Here is a 19,440-nt window from a genome sequence, read left to right on the forward strand (position 1 = left end):
CTGATGCAGAGTAGGCCCATGGGCCGGCTCCGGATCAGCTTCCGTAACCGCGGGGCCGAGGGCACCGCGGAGCGGACGATGACGCTCGAACAGCACACGGCTACGGCCTCGCCTCCGGAGCCACTCCCCGACGCGCGCCCCGCACGGCGGCCCGTCGGGGGGTGGCTCGTCCCGCTCCTCGTGGTGGTGCTGCTGGGCCAGATGGCCGTGGCGATGGTGACGGCCGCCGTCCAGCAGACACCCACGATCGACGAGCCCGTGTACGTGGGCACGGCGGCCGAGTACCTGCACGAGCACCGGGTCGTCCACAACCCCGAGCATCCCCCGCTGGGCAAGCTGGTCGTCGCGGCCGGGGTGGCGCTCGCCGATCCGCACGTCGATCCCTCCTTCACCGGCGACCAGGGCCGGTTGGGGCGCCATCTGCTGTACGAGTCGGGGAACGACCCGTGGCGACTGATGCTGTTCGCCCGGCTCCCGGTGATCGCTCTGACGCTGGCGTTCGGGCTGGTCGTGTTCGCCTTCGCCCGTGAACTCGCTGGATCGGCGGGGGGTTTGGCCGGGCTCGCGCTGTACGCCTTCTCCCCGGACGTCATCGCGCACGGCTCGCTGGCCACGCTGGACGTTCCGGCCGCCGGGTTCGTGCTGACGTCGGCCTGGCTGCTGTGGCGGGCCCGTCGCAGGCCCCGCCTCCATCTCCCGTCGGCCGGCGTCGCGCTGGGCGCGGCTCTCGCGACGAAGATGAGCATGCTGGCCGCGGTTCCGGTGCTGATGGCGCTGGCCGGGCTGTCGGTGTGGTGTGCGCGCGAGCCCTCGGAGTCCCGCCGTAGGACGCTGGGCCGGGTCGCCGCCGGGGTGGCGGTCGTGGCGCTGGCCGCGGTCGCCGTCGTATGGGTGTCGTATCTGGTGGTCGATCCGCGGTTGCGGTGGGCGCCGGAGCAACCCGTGCCCGCGGTGGGCGGGTTGCGGGGGCTTGCCGTGGACCTGCTGCCGTTCCCGGAGGCGTACCGGGACGGGATGCGGGTCCAGTTCGACTTCGAGGAGTACCCGTGGGAGGGCTTCCTGTTCGGCCGGCTCTACACGGGTTCGCTCTGGTACTACCTGCCGGCCGCGCTGCTGGTGAAGACGCCGCTCGGCATGCTCGCCCTGTGGGCGGCGGGCGTCGTCACCCTGGTGGCGGTACGGCGGCTGCGGCCCGCGGCGCCGTATCTGCTGGTCCCCACCGCCGTGCTGCTCGGCACGGCGATGCTCGGGTCGCGTGACTTCGGCACGCGCTACGCCCTCTTCGTGCCGATGTTCCTGGCGGTGGCGGCCGGTTGTGTGCTCGCGGTGCGACGGCGGTGGGTGCCGGTGGCGGTAGGGGCGCTGGTGCTGTTCGTCGCGTTCAGCTCGGTGCGGACGTTTCCCTACTATCTGCCGTATTCCAACGAGGCGTTCGGCGGTCCGGCGAAGACGCGTCTGCGGCTGCACGACTCCAACGTGGACTGGGGTCAGGATCTGGGCAGGCTGGCCGACCGGCTGCGTGAGCGGTATCCCGGCGAGCGGATCTGGCTCGTGTACAAGGGCAGCGGAGTGCCGTCGTCCTACGGCATCCGCGCCGCCGATCCGCGCAAGGTGCCGGTCCGCGAGGTACGCGGGCTGCTGGTCGTGTCGGACTCCTCGGTGGCCAAGGCGACCGGAAGGCTGGCCGAACTGATCGACAGCAGCCGGGCGATCGACACGGTCGGCCATTCGATCACGATCTACCGCCGGTGAGCGCGGGCCACCGAGCGACCCTGATCGCCACGGTGTGTGAGCTATGTTGAGGCACTGTGGGAGACAAAAGAGGCGCACCGGTGCCATCGCCTCAGCAGGCACGCGCACAGGCATCCGCCATCACCTCGGGAAAAACGGTCCCGGAGACCGAGGCATCACCGACTTCCCAGCTCAGGACGCTCTTCGACCAGCCCCGACTCTCCCCCGGGCAGCGACGCATCGCCCAGTACCTGATCGAGCACATCACCGAGGCGGCCTTTCTGTCGATCACCGATCTCGCCGAGCGGGTCGGCGTCAGCCAGCCGTCGGTGACCCGGTTCGCCGGGGCGGTCGGCTTCAGTGGTTACCCCGCGCTACGGGAGAAGCTCCAGGCGATCGCCCTCGGGGCCCTCGCCGGGGGCCCGGCGGCCGCCGAGGAGAACGGCGCCAACGAGCTCCAGGCCGCCGTGGACGCGGAGATCGAGAACCTGGAGAACCTGCGGCGCGACTTCGCCGACCCCGGCCAGGTCATCGAGATCGGCCGCAAACTGTCCGAGTCGACCCCGCTGACCATCCTCGGGCTGCGTATCTCCGCCTCCCTCGCCGAGTACTTCGCCTACGCCGCCCGCCGTATCCACCCCGACGTCCGGCTGGTGACCCGGGGCGGCAGTGTCGCCTACGACTCGCTGCTCCAGTCGCGCGAGGCCGGCGGGACGTGGGTGCTGGCGTTCTCCATGCCCCGGCACGCGCAGGAGACGCTCACCGCGGTGCGGGTGGCGCGCAGTGCCGGGCTCAAGGTCGCCCTGGTCACGGACCTGGCGCTGGGGCCGGTGGCGGACACGGCCGACGTGGTCTTCTCGACCGGGACCGGATCGCGGCTGGTCTTCGACTCGTACGCGGCGCCCGGCGTGATGGCGTCCGCGCTGCTCCAGGCCATGACCGACGCCGACCCGGAGCGGACGCAGGCGCGGCTGGAGGACTACGAGCAGATCTCCGACCAGCACCAGTTCTTCCTCAGGGACTGATTCCCCGCCTTCGCCGCGCGGGCCACACCCCACTCCGGTGATACCGGGCCACAGTGGAATCATCCCGCTCAAATCACGCATGAATGTTTTCATACGTCTTGCAAACCAGACGGCATATATAAATACTTCACACGCACCATCCGCCCGCCGAAAGCAGCCGGTCCGCTCATGCGCACGTCAGCCCATCCGTCGTGCGACTGCCGTCTGTCTTTCCGGGCTCCCTCGCGAACAGCCGTGGCCGCCGTCTCCTACCCGCGTCGGCGCTCGGACTGTTCGGTCGGGCATCGCCTACGCGAGCGCCCGTGGCGGCGGCCCCGGTCATCCCCTAGGCCGGGGCCGCCCCGACCCCGTCGAACACCCGGACGACGCCGCACACCCGGAAGCGATGACCCATGCCTCTGACGACTACGCGTATCAGCTCGGACTGGCCCTGCCAGGTCAAGTCCCCCGGCTCCTACGACTGGGAACGCTCCGCCGCCAAGTGGCTGCGCGAGCTGGTACCGGCCCGGTACGCCAGCTACCCCGCGCTGATCCGCCACCCCGTGCTGCTCGCCCGGCACGCGCAGATCCAGGTCCAGAACGAGATCCGGGTCGCCCGCACCGCTCTCCAGACCGCACGGGCCGACCTGCCCGCGCTCGGCATGCCCGAGTCCGTCATCGAGCACACCATCAAGCTGTACGCGGCGGAGGTCATGCAGCTGCAACACATCGCCCGCAGCGTGCGCGCGGTGTCCCGGGCGCTGGTCGACCACGGGCGCTGAGCCGTCGCCCCGAGCCGGCACCGATTCGCCCCGCCTCATGAGGAGTCGGCCGTGGCCGCGCAGGTGACCGTGGCCGACGGCTGTTCCGCCGAGCCGGAAGTGGCGGCCAGGAAGCCGAAGGTGACGCTCGCGCCGGGCGCCAGGGCGCCGTTCCAGGCCGCGTTGGTGACGGTCGCCCTGCCGTCCGGGTCCGTGGCGAGGGTGCCGTCCCAGACCTGGGTGAGGCGGGCCCCGTCGGGCGGTACGACCGTCGCGGTCCAGCCGGTGGCGGCGGCCGCGGGCGCATTGGTCAGCGTCACCTCGCCCTGGAAGCCGCCCTGCCAGCTGTTGACGGTCCGCACGGACGCCGTGCAGGCGGAGCCGCCGGGCGCGGCCGGGGCGGGGTCCGCCGGGGCCGAGGCCGTGGCGGACGCCGAAGCGGGCGCGGACGGAGCCGGATCCCGGGCCTGCGTGCCGTCGTCGCCGCCGTCCTCGCCGCCGGACAGCACAAGCGCGCCGCCGAAGCCGACGACCGCCGCGGCCGTCACGGCGATCGCGACGGCGGTACGGCGAAAACCGGGACCGGAGCCGGCCGGACCGGGAGGGACACCGCGACGCGGGGCGATCCGCGTCTCCTCGGCGACGGCGGGCAGTTCCTGGGTCGCGTCCTCCGCACCGGGCAGGGCGCCGGGCACGGACACGGACTCGTAGCCGCCCTGCTCCTCCTCCCACTCCCGGAACAACTCCGCGAGGGCGTCGGTGCGGCGCGGGCGCAGGACGCGGATCGGTTCCAGGGCCGGGCCTTCGTCCGGCTCCTCGGGGTCGGGCCGTGTGGGCACGCCGCTCTCCTTCCGTCCCCGTCTGCCGGGGCTCCGCCGGTCCCCGGGGAGTGATACGGGGTCGGCGCCCCACCGGTTCAGCGGTACGGGGTGAGCGCGTGGACGCGCCTCAGGCGGGCGCGGCGAGGAAGCGGTGCAGGGACGCCTTCAACGCGTCGACGAAGGCGTCGCGCCCGGTGTCGTCGAGGGCGTCCAGGGACAGGTAGGGGTTGAGGTCCTCCAGTTCGACCAGCAGGAGTTCACCGCCGGGCGCACGGCAGGCGTCCACGCGCTGGATGCCGTGGTCCAGGCCGTTCCACTCGATGAAGCGCCGGGCGAACTCCAGGTCGGCCTCGGCGGGTTCGTACCGCTCCAGCTGCCAGCGCCGGTCCGTGTCCGGCGCGTGGAGGGCGTACTGGAAGTCGTGGTCGACGAAGTAGAACGAGACCTCGTAGGCGAAGTCGACGCACGGCTGGACGAGAACGTCCCCGTCGAACGCCCCGCTCAGGTCCCCGGCCGGCACGATCCGCAGTCCCATGGAGTCGGCGCCCAGCCTGGGCTTGACGACGTACCGCTCGGCCTCGGGCAGGCGGTCCAGGTCCGCGGCACGGTCCACGGTGGGGATGACCGGGAGCCCGGCGACGGTCAGGTCGAGCAGATACTGCTTGCCCGCCATGTCCGCCCGGCCGGAGAGCGGGTTGTACACGCGTGCCCCGGAGGCGAGCGCGCGCCGGCGGAAATCGTCGTAGGCGTCCTGGTACGTCAGAACCGGACCGCTGTTGCGGACCACGACCGCGTCGAAGGCGTCCATGAGGGCGGCCGCGTCCCGGGGGTGGCACAGGGCGAGGTCGAAGTCGTCGCGCAGCCGGGAGGTGAGGAGGATGTCCTCGTCGCAGTAGCGGCGCCCGCGTGCCGGGTAGGCCAGGTCGGTGACGTACAGGATGCGCGGTCGGGCGGGCGGCATGGCGGGGCTCCTCGGCTGGGGTGGCGGGCGATCGTAGGCAGACCGGCGCCCGCCGAACAACTGTCGGGCCGGCGGGTCAGGGGGCACTCAGTTCCCCGTCCGAGGTGCACCGAGTGCCATCGGTGCCGCTCCGGGTGCTACGTTCCGTCCATGAGCTCCGGCAGCACGAAGCCCCCGATGCGGGACGCCCTGGTCGCGGCGGCCTTCCAGCTGTTTCTGGAGCGGGGTTACGAGCAGACGACCGTCGACGACATCGTGGCGCTGGCCGGTGTCGGACGACGGTCGTTCTTCCGCTACTTCCCGTCCAAGGAGGACGTGGTCTTTCCGGACCACGAGCGCTGTCTGGCCGATATGACGGCCTTCCTCGCGGCGAGCGACGACGAGCACGAACCGGTGCGGCGGGTGTGCGACGCGGCCCGGCTGGTGCTGCGCATGTATGCCGAGAACCCGACGTTCTCGGTGCAGCGCTACCGGCTCACCAAGCGGGTGCCGGGGCTGCGCGCGTACGAGCTGTCGGTCGTCTGGCGGTACGAGCGCGCGCTGGCGGAGTATCTGCGCGCGCGCTTCGCCGGGCGGCGGGACGGCACCCTCCAGGCCGACGTGATCGCCGCCGCCGTGGTCGCCGCGCACAACAACGCGCTGCGCTCCTGGCTGCGTTCGGACGGACAGGACGACTCGGGCGCCGCCGTGGACCACGCGCTCGGGTATGTGCAGTCCGCCTTCGGTACCGCCCCTGCGCCTGTTCCGCCCCGCGACGACCGGCCCGACGACGTGGTGGTCGTGGTGTCCCGGCGCGGCGCCCCGCTGTGGCGGGTGGTCCAGGAGATCGAGGCCACGCTCGGGCGCGACTGACGCGCACCCCTTTCCAGATTCGGGGTACGGAGTGCCTTTACGAGTGACACTGAGTGCCATACGCTGAACCGCGTGCACGGTGGCACGGCGAACCGCGCACGTGCGTGCACGGGTGGCCCGCGCACGTGGGATTCCCAACTGGCGCAGGGAGTTGAACAGCGTGTACCACCACTCAGCAGGCGTCACGCGTCAGACCGCGGGCGTCGCGGCAGGCGTGCTCGAACCCATGGCGCCCGACGCGGAGGCCATCGTCTTCCAGCGCTGCACCTGGTGCGGCACCGCGACGTACCACCGGCTGCTGTGTCCGGTCTGCCAGGGAAGCGAGCTGCGGACGGAGCGCAGCGAGGGCGTGGGAACCGTCCGTCACTCCACGGTGGTCCACCGCAACACCCCCGCCGCGCGCAATGTGTCGCTCATCGAGATGGCCGAGGGGTTCGTGATCCGCGGCCGGGTGATGGGCCCGCTCATCGGGATCCACAGCGGGGACCGGGTCCGGTTGTCCACGGCGAAGGACCCGGTCCGGGGCGAGCCGGTGTTCCAGCTGGTCGACGAGCCCTACCGGGCCTGGACCTGATCCCCCTGCCCGGCTGACCCCTCCCCCAGCCCGGGCACCAACTCCCGTACTGCGACCGGCCGTCCCGTCTCGAAGCAGCGGTTCGCGGCGAGTCCGACGGCCAGGGCCAGCGCGCCGTCGCGCTCGGTGGCCATGGGATGCGCCACCGCACCGGGCACCGGTTCGGCGGCCCGCTCCGGATCGACCGGGCCGAACAGGGCGTCGAGCATCCTGGGGTCTCCGCCGCCGTGCGCCTCGTGCGCGGTCACCAGCGGGATGTCCACCGGAGGCCGCCACAGCGGACGCAGCGTGAGCCGGGCCCCGCCCGCGTGCTCGGCGGCCGTGTCCCCGTGCAGCGCGCCGCTGGGGGAACCGATCCGGGTCGTGGGCCGCTGCCAGCGGCTCTCCTCGACTTCGAGTTCCAGCCGGCCGGCGCTGCCGTTGAACATCACCCGGTAGCCCTCCCACGGGGAGTAGGCCGTGAGGTGGTACGTCAGCGTCGCGCCCTTGGCGTGGCGTACGAGCAGGGCCATGTCGTCCTCGATGGAGACGGGCCCGCCGAACACGTTGCGGTCACGGACGTATCCGTCGTCCCGCTCGGCGTCGAGGTAGAGGCCGCGCAGGGTGTCGTTGGCCGCCAGGTCCAGGGCGAAGGGGTCGTCGGCGGCCCGGTCGGCGCCGTGGGCGCGGTCGTAGTCCCGGCGCAGTCCGTGGCGTTCGCCCGCCTCGGGACCGTAGAAGGCGAGCCGTCCGTAGCCGAAGACGTCCCGCGGTTCGTCCGCGAGCCACCAGTTGACCAGGTCGAAGTGATGGCTCGCCTTGTGCACCATCAGGCCGCCGCTGCGGTCCTTCTCCCGGTGCCAGCGGCGGAAGTAGTCGGCGCCGTGGCGGACATCGAGCAGCCACTCGAAGTGGACGGAGAGGATCTCGCCGATCGCGCCGTCGGCGAGGAGTGCGCGCACCTTCTCGTGGACGGGGTTGAAGCGGTAGTTGAAGGCGACGGTGAGGGAGTTGCCGGTCGCGCGGACCGTGTCGAGGATGCGGGCGCAGCGGTCCGCGTCGACGGTCATCGGCTTCTCGGTGACCACCCGGCAGCCCGCCCTGAGCGCGGGGACGATGTAGCGGTCGTGCTCGGCGTCGACGGTGGTGACGACGACCTCGTCGATGTCCTCCTCGGTGAGCATGTCGGCGAAGCGGTCGGGCTCCCACCGGGTGGCTTCGGGCTCGCCGGCCTCGGACAACAGCCGGTTGTGGAAGGCCATCCGGGTGGGGCTGGGGTCACAGAGGGCGGCGACGCGGTGGCCGGGGCGTTCGGCGAGGGCGCGGGTGAAGGTCTGGGCGCGATGGCCGGTGCCGACAACGGCGGCGCGGCGCTGGGGAGTTCGGCTCATGGTGGTGGCCTTTCCGGTGCATCGCGCACCCATTCCCGCCCGCACGGCCCGTTGACACCGTCCTCACCGTCCTTCCCGCTCCGCACAGGCAACGCACGACTCACCGCTTCCGTCCTCCCGGGGTGAGGCCCGGGACCGTCGGTCCCGGAGCGAACGGAAGGAGGGGCACGTGATTCGTGCCCGGCGAATAGGGGTCACCGCCCTGGCGGTGCTCGCGATCGTGGGGGCGTCGCCAGGGTGGGCCCAGGCCCGACCGGCGTCCGAGCCAACACCGTTCACGGCAGCGGCCGACAGTGCGGGGCTGCCACCGGACTGGAGCGTCGCCGGCGAGGGGGCGGCACGCGAGCTGGTGTGGCGGTCGGACGAACGGGTGCCCATGGGGGACGCCCGGGTCGGGTTCTACGCCGGTGACCGGCTGCTCGGCCATCCGGCGCAGGCGAAGGACGGGCGGACGTTCCGGCTCGGCCTCGACGGTGTCCGGCTGGACGCCGTGAAGGATCTTCAAGTGCGGGCCGCGGGGCGCCGGTTGGACGCGCCCGACGCCAACTCCTCGTCCGGTTCGCGTTCGGCCGGATCACTCCCGCGACAGCTCCCGGCGAACCAGGTCGACCCGGGCAAGCCGGGCGCGTACCGGACCGTCACCGGCGAGTACGACCTCACCCCGGTACGGCTGCCCGGATTCGCCGAACCGGTGGAGATGCGGGCCGTGGTGGTGGCGCCCAAGGGTGCCGAGGGCCGCCGGCCGCTCGCCCTGTTCCTGCACGGACGCCACTTCACCTGCTACACCCCGCAGGGCGACATCACCGGCGACTGGCCCTGCGCGGCCGGCAGCAAGCCGGTCCCGAGTCACCGCGGCTATCTGCGCGACCAGCGGCTGCTGGCCTCCCAGGGCTATGTGACGGTGTCGGTGTCCGCCAACGGTGTCAACGCCCAGGACTGGCAGGCCGACGACGGCGGCGCCCAGGCCCGTTCCTCGCTGGTACGGCAGCATCTCGCACGCTGGGCCGACTGGTCCGCCCACCCGGCCACGGCCCCGTCGGCCGTCCGGCAGGCACCCCGGGCTGATCTGTCCCGGGTGCTGCTGGTGGGGCACTCCCGCGGCGGTGAGGGCGTCAACCGGGCGGCGATGGACAGCCTCTACCCGGCCCCCGCCGACCAGGACGGCTATCGCGGCCCGGTGCGCTGGCGCATTCGCGGCACCGTCCTCATCGGCCCGACGATCTTCGGCCAGAACCCGGTACCCGACGTGCCGTCGATGACGATCCTGCCGGGCTGTGACGGCGATGTCTCCGACCTCCAGGGCCAGGTGTACGTGGACGGCACCCGCCGGGTGAGCCGCGGTGCCGCGCTGCACAGTGCCGTGTACGTGGTCGGCGCGAACCACAACTACTTCAACAGCGAGTGGACGCCGGGCCAGGCCGAGGCGCCCGCCGACGACGACTTCTGGACCGACGAACAGGAGCGCGACCCGGTCTGCTCCCCCGGTGCCAGGACCCGGCTCACCGCGGACCAGCAGCACAAGGCCGGCGCCACCTACATCGCCGCGGCGGCACGGCTGTTCGTCGTCGGGGACGACCGGGTGCGTCCGCTGCTCGACGGCTCGGGCCGGCGCGCCCCCTCGGCCGACCCCGCCCGCGTCCTCACGCACGCGGTGGGCGCCCGACGCGGCGCCGGCTTCCTGCCGGACGACCGGGTCACGGTGAGCGGAGCCAGGCTGTGCTCGGCCGTGGATCCCGCCACGGGCAAGGCCTGTCTCGCCGCCGAGACGTCCGGCGGCTCACCGCACTTCGCCCAGTGGGAGACCGATCGTGAGCCGGGTCGCCGCGCGGTCGCGCTGCGCTGGTCCGCGGCCGGCTCCCCCGCGCGCGTCACTCCCGAACGACCGCTCTCCCTCTCCGGCTCGAAGGCGCTGGCGCTGCGCGTGATCGTGCCGCCGAACAGCACCGGAACGCAGTGGGACGTCTCCGTCACCGACACCGCCGGACGGCACCGGACGCTCGGCCGCGTCAAGGTCGACGGGCTGCCGGGGTCGGACCGCACCTCCTCGTACTGGGCGCGCGAGGTGCGCGTGCCGATCGGTGCCGACGACGCGGCCGCGCTGGACCTGAAGCACGTCAAGTCGCTGGAACTGACGCCGCGCACGCGGTCCGGGCGGGCCTGGCTGATGGACGCCTGGGCCTGGCGGCCGGGCACGCCGGTCGTGCGTGAGGCGGAACTGCCCCGGGTCGACATCGGCCGGCTGAAGGTCAAGGAGGGCGACTCGGGCCACCGGACGTACCGGGTGCCGGTGCGGGTCTCGGGACAGGGCAGCGGTCAGGTACGGCTGTTCGTCTCCGACCCGGTCACGGGCAAGGTGACCGACCGGCTGGTGACCGTCCGGCGGGGCGCGCAGAGCATCGAGGTACCGGTGAAGGTCGAGGGCAACCGCCGCTACGACTACGACACCGGGCACGATGTGTTCGTGAAGGCGGTCCGCTCCGCCGTGGTGGGCGCCCATCGGGGCGGGGTGACCGTCGAGAACGACGATCCGATGCCGACGCTGTCCGTGACTCCGGTCGCCGACCGGGTGAGGGAGGGTCAACCGCTGAAGTGGCGGGTGACCTTGTCCGCGGTGGCCGACGCGGAGGTGGGCGGAGCGTATGCCGTGGTGCCGGTGGCCGACGGGCGGGAACTGTCGACGAAGGACGTCGATCCCCGCTGGCTGGAGGAGAACACCGGCGCGTCCCCCGATCCCGAACGGCCGTTGTCCGAGGTGGAGGGCTTCTATGTCTGGGTGAACGTCCCGGCGGGCCGGACGTCCGCGGAGCTACGCATCCCGACGCTCAAGGACCAGGTGGCCGAGCAGTCCGAGTCGTTGCGCCTCCAGGCGGCCGACGACGCCGGTCACCCGCTCCCCGGGGCGCCGGTGATCACGGGCACGGTGCTGGACGCGTCGTGACCCGCGACGGATGTGCCTGACCCAGGTCAGGGCGTCAGTGTGATCCGGATGCCGACTGTGCCGTTCACACCCCGGCGCAGTCGGCTGCCGAAGAGCGTGAGGCGGCCGGTGATCCCGTACTTGCGGGCGATGAGCTTGCGGTAGCGGGCACTGGTCGCCTCGTCGCAGATCTCGGCGGTGGCGGGGACCTGCTCGCCGGTGGGCCTGCCGCGCAGGTCGCAGGGGCCGACGAGGACGTCGGCGCGCGCCCGGATGCGCTTGACCTTCCAGGAGTCGGCGACCGTCCACACGCCCAGCGCGTCCCCATCCCGGACCACCCACACCGGGGTGGGGACGCCGGTGCCGTTCTTGCGGTAGCTGGTGATGAGCAGGTAGTTGCCCGCGCCGAGCCGCGCCGGGGTCGTGTCGTCCATGGCCGGAAGTCTAGGCGGCGGGGCGGGGCGCCGGACGGCGGGTCCTGCCGGGGCCGTCTCAGTCGAGCGCCGCCGCCATCCTTCGCACCGCTTCCGTGATCAGCTCGGGTGACGTCGCCAGGTTCAGCCGTACGAAGCCCGCGCCGCCCGTCCCGAAGGGGATGCCGGAGTTGAGGGCGACGCGGCCGCGCCGCAGGAAGACCTCCGCCGGGTCGTCGCCGAGGCAGAGGGCACGGCAGTCGAGCCAGGCGAGATAGGTGGCCTCGGCGGGGCGGTAGCCGATCGCCGGGAGGTGCTCGGCCAGGAGGTCGGCGAGCAGCCGTCGGTTGTCGTCGAGTCCCGCGAGCAGGGCGTCGAGCCAGCCGGTGCCGTCGCGCAGGGCGGCGCTGTGGGCGATGATGCCGAGGTGGCTGGGCCCGTGGCTGACCTCCTCCGGCATCCGGGCCAGGTCGGCGGCCGAGTCGGGCCCGGCTACGGCCAGCGCGGCCTTGAGGCCGGCCAGGTTCCACGCCTTGGACGCCGACATCAGCGACAGCCCGCGGGCACCGCCCGGGACGCTCAGATAGGGCGTGAAATCGACGCCGCCAGCGGTGAGCGGCGCGTGGATCTCGTCGACGACGACACGCACGCCGTGGCGGTCGGCGAGGGCGGCCACGGCGGCCAGTTCGTCGGGGGTGTGCACGGTGCCGGTCGGGTTGTGGGGGCTGCACAGCAGGAACGCGGCCCGGCGACCGCCCGCGACCGCCCGCCGGAACGTCTCGTCCAGCAGGTCGGGGTCGATGCGCAGGTCGGTGCCGAGCGGGGCCTCCACCACCCGTCGGTCCATGTGCTCGACGAACAGGTAGAAGGGCGGATAGACGGGTGAGTTCACCACGACGGCGTCGCCCGGTCCGGTCACCAGCTTGAGCATCTCGACCACGCCGAGCATCACATCGGGCACGATCGCCGTCCGCTCCACGGCCACTCCGTCCCAGCCCCACCGCTTCTGGGCGAACCCGGCGAGCGCCTCGGCGTAGCCGGTGCCCGCCGGGTAGCCGGTGTCGCCGAGCGCGAGGGCGTCGGTCAGCGCGCGCACGACCGGTTCGGCCAGGGGCACGTCCATCTCGGCCACCCAGAGCGGCAGCACGTCCTCGGGGTAGGCGCGCCACTTCATGCTCGTACGGCTTCGCAGCCGGTCGAGGGTGAGGGCGCGCAGGGGGTTCGGTTCGCCGGACTCTTCGTGCGGGCTCCTGGTCATGGGCCTCAAGATAGGCGGGCCGTGCGCCGGCCGGGAACAGCGCGGGCCCCGAGTGACCGGGGACGATCGGCGGGTTCCCCGAAGTGGCCGATGGCCGGCGCCCCGGCGGCGCCAGGAGAGAGATCACCTGTGCGGTGAACGCGGGCGGCCCGTGCTCCGTATGGAACGAGGGTGCTCAACTCCGGGAGGGCCCCGTGGCGTTGACGCCGCGCTGTACTTGGTTCGGGAGCCATGCATGAGGCACGCACGACGACGTCTCGTCCGGCGGGTGACACGGCTGGCGGCCGTCGGCGGACTCCTCCTCGGAGGAACGATGGTCACACGCGCCGTGGCGAGCGAACCCGGCGACACCTCCGCCGTGCCGCGCACCTACGCCGCCTCGGGCGCCGACACCGGCGGTGACCTGGTCGCACGGCTCGGCACCTCGCGTACGGCGGGCAGCTGGATCGGCGCCGACGGCAAGCCGGTCGTCGCGGTCACCGACGAGGCCGCCGCCGCCGAGGTGCGCAAGGCCGGTGCCGAGGCGAAGATGGTCGACCACAGCATGGACGAGCTGAAGTCGGCGACGTCGACTCTGCGTTCGGCGCCCCGGGTCGCCGGCACCGCCTGGGTCATGGACTACCGGTCCAACGAGGTGGTCGTGAAGGGCGACAGCACCGTCTCGGCAGGCGACTGGTCCCGGATGACGAGGCTCGCCGACGGCATGGGCGGCTTCGTCCGCATGGAGCGCACCGAGGGCGCGTTCACGACCCGGCTCAACGGCGCGCTGCCGCTGCTGTCCACGGCCGGGCGCTGTTCGGCCGGTTTCAACGTGACCGACGGCCGGCGCGACTTCATCCTCACGGCCGGGCACTGCGGGCCGGACGGTTCGGTGTGGTTCGGCGACTCCCGGGCCACCCGGCAGATCGGTCAGACGGTCCAGCAGAACTTCCCCGGCGGTGACTTCTCCCTGGTGCAGTACGCGAGCGGGGACGCGGGCGCCGGGGCCGAGGTCGTGTCGATCGGCGACGGCAAGGGCGTACGGATCACGGGCGCGGCCGATCCGGCGGTAGGGCAGCGGGTGTTCCGCAGCGGCAGCACCAGCGGGCTGCGCGACGGCGAGGTGACGGCGCTCAACGCCACGGTCAACTACCCGGAGGGGACGGTCACCGGGCTCATCGAGACGAACGTGTGCGCCGAACCCGGGGACAGCGGCGGCCCGATGTTCTCCGAGGGAATCGCGCTGGGTGTGACGTCGGGCGGCAGCGGTGACTGCGCCTCGGGGGGTACGACGTTCTTCCAGCCCGTGACCAAGGCCATGGCCGCGCTGAACGTCAAGCTGCTCGTGGCGGCACCCAACGGCTCCGGTCAGGGCGCCGCACCGGCGCCCTCCGCGACACAGAGCGCCATCGACCCCGACGACGCCTCACCCGGCTCGTCGACCCCGATCACCGGCGAGACCGCCACAACACTGCTGTCCCGCCTCGCCGACCCGAAGAACGTGGGCCCCGGCCTCCTGGTCATCGCGGGCAGCCTGGTCGCCCTCGCCGCGACCCGTTTCATCCGCGCGGAACAGGACCGCAAGGCGTATCGGCAGTACTACTCGGCGACCTGGGGCTGAGGGGCTCCTGCCATCCGAGGGCCAGCAGCACTGTGGCGACCGCCACGCCGGTCAGCTTGATCACCCGTCGCGCGGTGAGGTGCTCATCGAGGAGGGCGAATCCCAGGGCGAGCGGCATCGCCGGGTACGGGGATGCGAGGCCGCAGCAGACGGCCGAGGTCAGAGTGAGAAGGGCCCCCGTAGGGGCCGGAGTGTGCGCCGGGAGGGTCTTTGCGATGCCTGGCGAGGTGGGTCGAGGAGGGGTACGGGGGCCGGGGGCTGAGCGGGCGCTCAGGCCGCCTTCACCGTCTGGGGGGCCGCGGCGGCCCACTCCAGGACGAGGCGCTGGTACTCCTCGCGCTGCTCGACGCTCAGTGTCCCGCCCGACCGGCGCCACAGCGCCCGGATCTCCTCGTTGACCTCGTCAGCCGATCGATCGGAGGCGATTTCAACAGTGGTGGACATGCTGTGAAGCATACGGTTCCGCAGGTGAAGGCGCTGTGAGTAAGCGCACTCAATGCGGACATATCGGACCGTGTTGCTGATCACGTCCATCTGACAACAACAGCCGCCGAGTTCAGGCGTCCGCCGCCCCCAGCACCAGCACCTGGATGGCGAGAACAGCGGCCCCACGTGCCCAGTCATGAAAGTCGGACACCTTCGTCTCCAGGTCGATCGGCGCCGCCAGCGGGTGTCGGTGGGCGCGCATGGTGTCCGCCACAGTGCCACCGGCGACGTCCATCAGGCCCACCCCCTCTCCGGCGAGCAGGATCTTCTGCGGCAGCACGAAGTTGCCGATCTGCGCGACCAGGACGCCGAGCGCGCGGGCCGCCTCCCCGATGACCCGGGCCGGCATCGGCTCCCCCGCCGCCGCCAGCTCCAGGATCTCCTCGTAGGTCCGGTCACGGCCGGTGGCGGCCCGCACCTGGTAGCGGATGTTGGGGATGGTCAGCAGGGAGACGGCACTGCCTCGCGCCCCCTCGGGGGTCAGCGGCCCGTTGGGGTCGACGATCCAGTGCCGGCCGAAGCCGCGGTCCTCCTCGGCGTAGGGCACCCGCTTGCCGCCCAGGACCAGCCCGTAGCCGATGCCGGCGCCGATGGTGAGGACCACGAACCGGTCGAGGCCGCGCCCCGCACCGAACCAGGTCTCGGCCTCGACGAGCGCGGCCACGTCGTTCTCCACCACCACCGGCAGTCCCGTGCGTTCCTCGACCATCTCGGCGAGCGGCACGTCGCGCCATTGCAGGAACGGGGACTCCCCCACCACGGCACGGTCCTCGACGAGGCCGCCCACGCCGATCCCGATGCCCGCGAGGGTGGGGTGGCTCGCGGCGAGCCGGTCGGTCATCTCGCCCAGCAGGGCCACGACTTCGGCCGGATCATGGGTGTCCAGGGGATGGTCGTGACGGGCCACGATCTCGCTCCTGAGCGTGGTCACCACGCCGTAGACCATGTCCTCGGTGATCTTGTAGCCGACGAAGGACCGCGACTCGGCCACCACGTCCAGCGGCTGGGACGGCCGCCCCTGGCGCACCTCGATCGGCACGCCCGCCTCGGGGACCTCGATCAGCAGACCCGACTCGATCAGCGGTTTGGTCAGCCGGGTGAGGCTGCCGGCGGACAGGTCCAGCCGACGGGCGAGCTCGGTACGGGACAGAGGGCCGGCGAGCAGCACCTCGATCGCCACCGAGCGTTCACCGGGACTGAGGGGGAGCCAGCTGTCGGCTACTGCGGTCATGGTCGTCAGGCTCCCACATGGTCGTTTTTCACATGCTCGTTTTCCCGCATGATTTTTTTCTCGACAAAAGCAACCAGGCCAGTCTATGACGACCGGTGCGGCTTGAAGAAGATGTTTGCCAGGCTCTTGACGGCTGGATTCTTCCGCGACAAAAGTAAGTGGCCGAGGATGAGCCGCAGACGAGGGAGTCTCCCGATGACCATCGCCTCCAGCAGCCCTCCGTCGCGTCTCCCATTGGGTGGCGCCGAGGGGGCAGGGACCGAGCAACGGACACGGCGGGCGACATCCCGCGAGAACCAGGGGGACGGCCGGCTCGCCGCGGTGTTCATCGCGCCGGCGCTGCTCGGCTTCGCCGTCTTCCTGCTCTGGCCGACGCTGCGGGGCATCTATCTGAGCTTCACCCGCTTCAACCTGCTCACCCCGCCGGAGTGGGTGGGGCTCGACAACTACGTGCGGATGGTCAACGACCCGATCTTCTGGGATTCGCTGCTGGTCACCGTCGAGTACGTGGTCATCAACATCGGCGTCCAGACGGTCTCGGCGCTCGCCATCGCGGTGCTGCTCCAGCGGCTGACGCAGTCGACGGTGCTGCGCGGGATCGTGCTCACGCCGTATCTGATGTCCAACGTCGTCGCGGGCATCGTCTGGCTCTGGATCCTGGACACCCAGCTCGGCATCGGCAACGAGATCATCGCCGGCGTCGGCGCCGACCGGATCCCGTTCCTGGCGGACGAGACCTGGGCGATCCCGACGATCGCCCTGATCAATGTGTGGCGGCACGTCGGGTACACCGCGCTGCTGCTGTTCGCGGGTCTGATGGCCATCCCGAACGACATGTACGAGGCCGCGAAGGTGGACGGCGCGAGCGAGTGGCGGATGTTCTGGCGGATCACGATGCCGCTGCTCAGGCCCGTCCTGGCGGTCGTCCTGATCATGACGGTGATCGGTTCGTTCCAGGTGTTCGACACGGTCGCGGTGACGACCGCGGGCGGGCCGGCGAACGCCACGAACGTCCTTCAGTACTACATCTACGGCGCCGCCTTCGGCCGCTTCCAGTTCGGGTACGCCTCGGCGATGTCGGTGGCCCTGCTGGTCGTGCTGAGCGCCATCACCGTCCTCCAGTACCGGCTCACCCGGGCCGGCCAGAGCGACCTCGGCTGAGGGAAGGGAGACACCGACATGGCTGCCGTGGCAGACACCACGACCGTACGGCGCGTCAGGCGTGGGCCCTCCTTCGGGCGGATCGCGGCCTGGGCGGTGATGGCCGCCATCGTGCTCATCACGCTGCTGCCGTTCTACTGGATCCTGCGCACCGCGCTGTCCTCGAACACGGCCCTCGCGGCCCACCCGGGCGACCTCCTGCCCGTCGATCCGACGACCGGAGGCTTCGAGCGGGCCCTCGGCCTACAGTCGGCCGAGGAGGCGATCGCCCAGGGCGGCTCGGGCGGCGGGCTCAGGTTCTGGCGTTACCTGGTCAACTCGGTGATCGTCTCGACGCTGATCACCGTGTGCCAGATCTTCTTCTCCGCCATGGCCGCCTACGCGTTCGCCAGGCTGCGCTGGCGCGGTCGGGAGAAGGTGTTCGGGCTGTTCCTGGCCGGGCTGATGGTGCCGACCATCTTCACCCTGCTGCCGAACTTCGTGCTCATCAAGCAACTCGGCCTGGTGGACAGCCTGGTGGGCGTGGCGCTGCCGACGATGTTCATGACGCCGTTCGCGGTGTTCTTCCTGCGCCAGTTCTTCATGAACGTGCCCCGGGAGGTCGAGGAGGCCGCCCTGCTGGACGGCGCCGGGAAGATACGGATCTTCTTCCGGGTGATGCTGCCGATGGCGTCCACGCCGATCCTCACGCTGGGGCTGCTGACGTACATCACGGCCTGGAACGACTACTTCTGGCCGCTGATGGTGTCCTACAGCGACAGTTCGCGCGTGCTCACCGTGGCGCTGGCCATCTTCCGGGCACAGACCCCGCAGAGCGGCTACGACTGGTCCGGCCTGATGGCGGCCACGCTGATCGCCGCCCTTCCGATGCTCGTGCTGTTCGGCTGCTTCGCACGACGCATCGTCAGCTCCATCAGCTTCACCGGGATCAAGTAAGGGGACGGGGATGCGAGTTCGAATACGTACGATCCTGGCGCTGACGGGAGCGATGGTGCTGTCCCTGGCCACCGGCTGCGCGCAGGGAGGCGCGGCCGGGTCGGGCGGCAACACGGTGACGTACTGGCTGTGGGACGCCAACCAGTTGCCCGCGTACCAGGCCTGTGCCAAGGGGTTCGAGAAGCAGAATCCGGGCGTGAAGGTGAAGATCACCCAGATGGGCTGGGCCGACTACTGGACCAAGCTCACCGCGAGCTTCATCGCGGGGACCGAGCCGGACGTGTTCACCGACCACATCCAGAAGTTCGGGCAGTTCGCCGATCTGAACGTGCTCGAACCGCTCGACGACCTCGGCATCGACGACTCCGCCTACCAGTCGGGGCTGGCCGCCAACTGGAAGGGCCAGGACGGCCATCGCTACGGGGCGCCCAAGGACTGGGACACCGTCGCCCTCTTCTACAACCAGAAGATGGTCGAGGAGGCCGGGCTCAGCACCGAGGAGCTCGGCACCCTGTCCTGGAACCCGAAGGACGGCGGCACCTTCGAGAAGGCCATCGCGCATCTGACCGTGGACGAGAACGGCAAGCGCGGTGACGAGGAGGGCTTCGACCGGAACAACGTCAAGGTGTACGGGATGGCGACCGGCGGCGCGGGCGACGCCGACGGACAGACCACCTGGAGCCCGCTGGTCGCGTCCGCGGGGTGGCACTACACGGACAAGGCCCGCTGGGGCACCGAGTACCAGTACGACAGCGAGACCTTCCAGTCGGTGGTGGACTGGTACTTCGGCCTGGCAAAGAAGGGCTATCTGGCGCCCTTCACCGACTACACCGACGGCGCCAACCCGGCCAACGCGCAGGTCGCCTCGGGCAAGGCGGCGACCTCCTTCGACGGCGCCTGGATGATCTCCACGTACTACGGCACCAAGGGCCTGAAGGTCGGCACCGCACCCACGCCGATCGGCCCGACCGGCAAGCGGGCCACGATGATGAACGGCCTCGCCGACTCCGTCACCAAGAACGCCCGCAACAAGGAGGGCGCGAAGAAGTGGGTGCGGTACCTGGCCTCCGACGAGTGCCAGAGGACCGTCGGCGGCTACGGCATCGTCTTCCCCGCGACCCCTGACGGCACCGAGGCCGCGGTGGCCGCGTACGGGAAGAAGGGCATCGACGTGTCCGCATTCACCGAACCGGTCACCGACAAGAAGGACTCCACGACCTTCTCCTTCCCGATCACCGACTACGCGGCGGACGTGTACTCCCTGATGCGCCCCGCCATGCAGGACGTCTACGCCAACGACGCCCCGGTGAGCGGTCTGACCAGGACCAACGACCAGATCAACCTCATCCTCGGCCAGTGAAAGG

Annotated in this window: 17 protein-coding genes; 10 read left to right on the forward strand and 7 right to left on the reverse strand. The window is 71.3% G+C overall.

The features are described 5' to 3' along the window. The first annotated feature begins 78 nt into the window (after positions 1-78). The 3 genes from ACIQWG_RS14095 (at position 79) to ACIQWG_RS14105 (ending at position 3,517) form a co-directional block, all read left to right on the forward strand. Positions 79-1,752, forward strand: coding sequence for an ArnT family glycosyltransferase (locus ACIQWG_RS14095; RefSeq protein WP_404095849.1), 1,674 nt, complete (start codon positions 79-81; stop codon positions 1,750-1,752). A gap of 80 nt (positions 1,753-1,832) precedes the next feature. After that, positions 1,833-2,756, forward strand: a complete 924-nt coding sequence (locus ACIQWG_RS14100) for a MurR/RpiR family transcriptional regulator (RefSeq protein ID WP_404094586.1) — start codon at positions 1,833-1,835, stop codon at positions 2,754-2,756. 392 nt (positions 2,757-3,148) lie between these two features. Beyond that, a complete protein-coding gene (locus ACIQWG_RS14105) occupies positions 3,149-3,517 on the forward strand; it encodes a hypothetical protein (protein WP_404094588.1) in 369 nt (122 codons plus the stop codon). A gap of 35 nt (positions 3,518-3,552) precedes the next feature. Here ACIQWG_RS14105 and ACIQWG_RS14110 read toward each other — a convergent pair whose 3' ends face one another. Beyond that, a complete protein-coding gene (locus ACIQWG_RS14110; protein ID WP_404094591.1) occupies positions 3,553-4,335 on the reverse strand; it encodes a cellulose binding domain-containing protein in 783 nt (260 codons plus the stop codon). Positions 4,336-4,444: 109 nt separating this feature from the next. Beyond that, positions 4,445-5,278, reverse strand: coding sequence for a hypothetical protein (locus ACIQWG_RS14115; protein ID WP_404094594.1), 834 nt, complete (start codon positions 5,276-5,278; stop codon positions 4,445-4,447). Positions 5,279-5,455: 177 nt separating this feature from the next. Here ACIQWG_RS14115 and ACIQWG_RS14120 point away from each other — a divergent pair, with 177 nt between their 5' ends. Together ACIQWG_RS14120 and ACIQWG_RS14125 are read left to right on the forward strand one after the other, a co-directional pair. Further along, the gene (locus ACIQWG_RS14120; RefSeq protein WP_404095852.1) at positions 5,456-6,130 is read left to right on the forward strand and encodes a TetR family transcriptional regulator; all 675 of its coding nucleotides are present in this window, start codon (positions 5,456-5,458) and stop codon (positions 6,128-6,130) included. Positions 6,131-6,290: 160 nt separating this feature from the next. Further along, positions 6,291-6,704: a Zn-ribbon domain-containing OB-fold protein gene (locus ACIQWG_RS14125; RefSeq protein ID WP_404094596.1), complete on the forward strand. Its 414-nt coding sequence runs from the start codon at positions 6,291-6,293 to the stop codon at positions 6,702-6,704. On the opposite strand, the gene ACIQWG_RS14130 is transcribed toward ACIQWG_RS14125, so the two are convergent. Next, positions 6,686-8,074: a Gfo/Idh/MocA family protein gene (locus ACIQWG_RS14130; RefSeq protein ID WP_404094599.1), complete on the reverse strand. Its 1,389-nt coding sequence runs from the start codon at positions 8,072-8,074 to the stop codon at positions 6,686-6,688. The two genes, ACIQWG_RS14125 and ACIQWG_RS14130, sit on opposite strands and share 19 nt — an antisense overlap. A gap of 169 nt (positions 8,075-8,243) precedes the next feature. On the opposite strand from ACIQWG_RS14130, the gene ACIQWG_RS14135 reads away from it, so the two are divergent. After that, complete coding sequence (locus ACIQWG_RS14135; RefSeq protein WP_404094602.1) at positions 8,244-11,012, forward strand: hypothetical protein; 2,769 nt, start codon at positions 8,244-8,246, stop codon at positions 11,010-11,012. A gap of 26 nt (positions 11,013-11,038) precedes the next feature. On the opposite strand, the gene ACIQWG_RS14140 is transcribed toward ACIQWG_RS14135, so the two are convergent. Then, positions 11,039-11,425, reverse strand: a complete 387-nt coding sequence (locus ACIQWG_RS14140; RefSeq protein WP_404094604.1) for a PPOX class F420-dependent oxidoreductase — start codon at positions 11,423-11,425, stop codon at positions 11,039-11,041. Positions 11,426-11,483: 58 nt separating this feature from the next. After that, positions 11,484-12,662 (reverse strand): MalY/PatB family protein, encoded by a 1,179-nt coding sequence (locus ACIQWG_RS14145; protein ID WP_404094607.1) that lies wholly within the window; start codon positions 12,660-12,662, stop codon positions 11,484-11,486. 235 nt (positions 12,663-12,897) lie between these two features. Between ACIQWG_RS14145 and ACIQWG_RS14150 the strand changes: the two genes are divergently transcribed. Further along, a complete protein-coding gene (locus ACIQWG_RS14150; RefSeq protein ID WP_404094609.1) occupies positions 12,898-14,262 on the forward strand; it encodes a S1 family peptidase in 1,365 nt (454 codons plus the stop codon). Positions 14,263-14,532: 270 nt separating this feature from the next. Here the strand turns inward: ACIQWG_RS14150 and ACIQWG_RS14155 are convergent, their stop codons facing one another. After that, positions 14,533-14,718, reverse strand: a complete 186-nt coding sequence (locus ACIQWG_RS14155) for a hypothetical protein (protein ID WP_383403094.1) — start codon at positions 14,716-14,718, stop codon at positions 14,533-14,535. A gap of 100 nt (positions 14,719-14,818) precedes the next feature. Further along, positions 14,819-15,979, reverse strand: coding sequence for an ROK family protein (locus tag ACIQWG_RS14160; RefSeq protein WP_404094611.1), 1,161 nt, complete (start codon positions 15,977-15,979; stop codon positions 14,819-14,821). Positions 15,980-16,174: 195 nt separating this feature from the next. Here ACIQWG_RS14160 and ACIQWG_RS14165 point away from each other — a divergent pair, with 195 nt between their 5' ends. Genes ACIQWG_RS14165 through ACIQWG_RS14175 form a run of 3 tightly spaced genes read left to right on the forward strand, consistent with a single transcriptional unit; the run spans position 16,175 to position 19,436 of the window. Continuing rightward, positions 16,175-17,140, forward strand: coding sequence for a carbohydrate ABC transporter permease (locus tag ACIQWG_RS14165; RefSeq protein ID WP_404094614.1), 966 nt, complete (start codon positions 16,175-16,177; stop codon positions 17,138-17,140). A gap of 18 nt (positions 17,141-17,158) precedes the next feature. Further along, positions 17,159-18,076 (forward strand): carbohydrate ABC transporter permease, encoded by a 918-nt coding sequence (locus tag ACIQWG_RS14170; protein WP_404094616.1) that lies wholly within the window; start codon positions 17,159-17,161, stop codon positions 18,074-18,076. Positions 18,077-18,086: 10 nt separating this feature from the next. Then, positions 18,087-19,436, forward strand: a complete 1,350-nt coding sequence (locus ACIQWG_RS14175; RefSeq protein WP_404094619.1) for an ABC transporter substrate-binding protein — start codon at positions 18,087-18,089, stop codon at positions 19,434-19,436. Positions 19,437-19,440: the final 4 nt, after the last annotated feature.

The organism is Streptomyces sp. NPDC098781 (assembly GCF_044759995.1).
Classification (GTDB): Bacteria; Actinomycetota; Actinomycetes; order Streptomycetales; family Streptomycetaceae; genus Streptomyces.

What these genes read in the sequence shown, in the direction of transcription:
- ACIQWG_RS14095 (WP_404095849.1), top strand. Translation starts at nt 79, where the DNA reads ATGACGCTCGAACAGCACACGGCTACGGCCTCGCCTCCGGAGCCACTC.
- ACIQWG_RS14105 (WP_404094588.1), top strand. Translation starts at nt 3,149, where the DNA reads ATGCCTCTGACGACTACGCGTATCAGCTCGGACTGGCCCTGCCAGGTC.
- ACIQWG_RS14115 (WP_404094594.1), bottom strand. Translation starts at nt 5,278, where the DNA reads ATGCCGCCCGCCCGACCGCGCATCCTGTACGTCACCGACCTGGCCTAC.
- ACIQWG_RS14120 (WP_404095852.1), top strand. Translation starts at nt 5,456, where the DNA reads ATGCGGGACGCCCTGGTCGCGGCGGCCTTCCAGCTGTTTCTGGAGCGG.
- ACIQWG_RS14130 (WP_404094599.1), bottom strand. Translation starts at nt 8,074, where the DNA reads ATGAGCCGAACTCCCCAGCGCCGCGCCGCCGTTGTCGGCACCGGCCAT.
- ACIQWG_RS14140 (WP_404094604.1), bottom strand. Translation starts at nt 11,425, where the DNA reads ATGGACGACACGACCCCGGCGCGGCTCGGCGCGGGCAACTACCTGCTC.
- ACIQWG_RS14145 (WP_404094607.1), bottom strand. Translation starts at nt 12,662, where the DNA reads ATGACCAGGAGCCCGCACGAAGAGTCCGGCGAACCGAACCCCCTGCGC.
- ACIQWG_RS14150 (WP_404094609.1), top strand. Translation starts at nt 12,898, where the DNA reads ATGAGGCACGCACGACGACGTCTCGTCCGGCGGGTGACACGGCTGGCG.
- ACIQWG_RS14155 (WP_383403094.1), bottom strand. Translation starts at nt 14,718, where the DNA reads ATGCTTCACAGCATGTCCACCACTGTTGAAATCGCCTCCGATCGATCG.
- ACIQWG_RS14160 (WP_404094611.1), bottom strand. Translation starts at nt 15,979, where the DNA reads ATGACCGCAGTAGCCGACAGCTGGCTCCCCCTCAGTCCCGGTGAACGC.
- ACIQWG_RS14165 (WP_404094614.1), top strand. Translation starts at nt 16,175, where the DNA reads ATGACCATCGCCTCCAGCAGCCCTCCGTCGCGTCTCCCATTGGGTGGC.
- ACIQWG_RS14170 (WP_404094616.1), top strand. Translation starts at nt 17,159, where the DNA reads ATGGCTGCCGTGGCAGACACCACGACCGTACGGCGCGTCAGGCGTGGG.
- ACIQWG_RS14175 (WP_404094619.1), top strand. Translation starts at nt 18,087, where the DNA reads ATGCGAGTTCGAATACGTACGATCCTGGCGCTGACGGGAGCGATGGTG.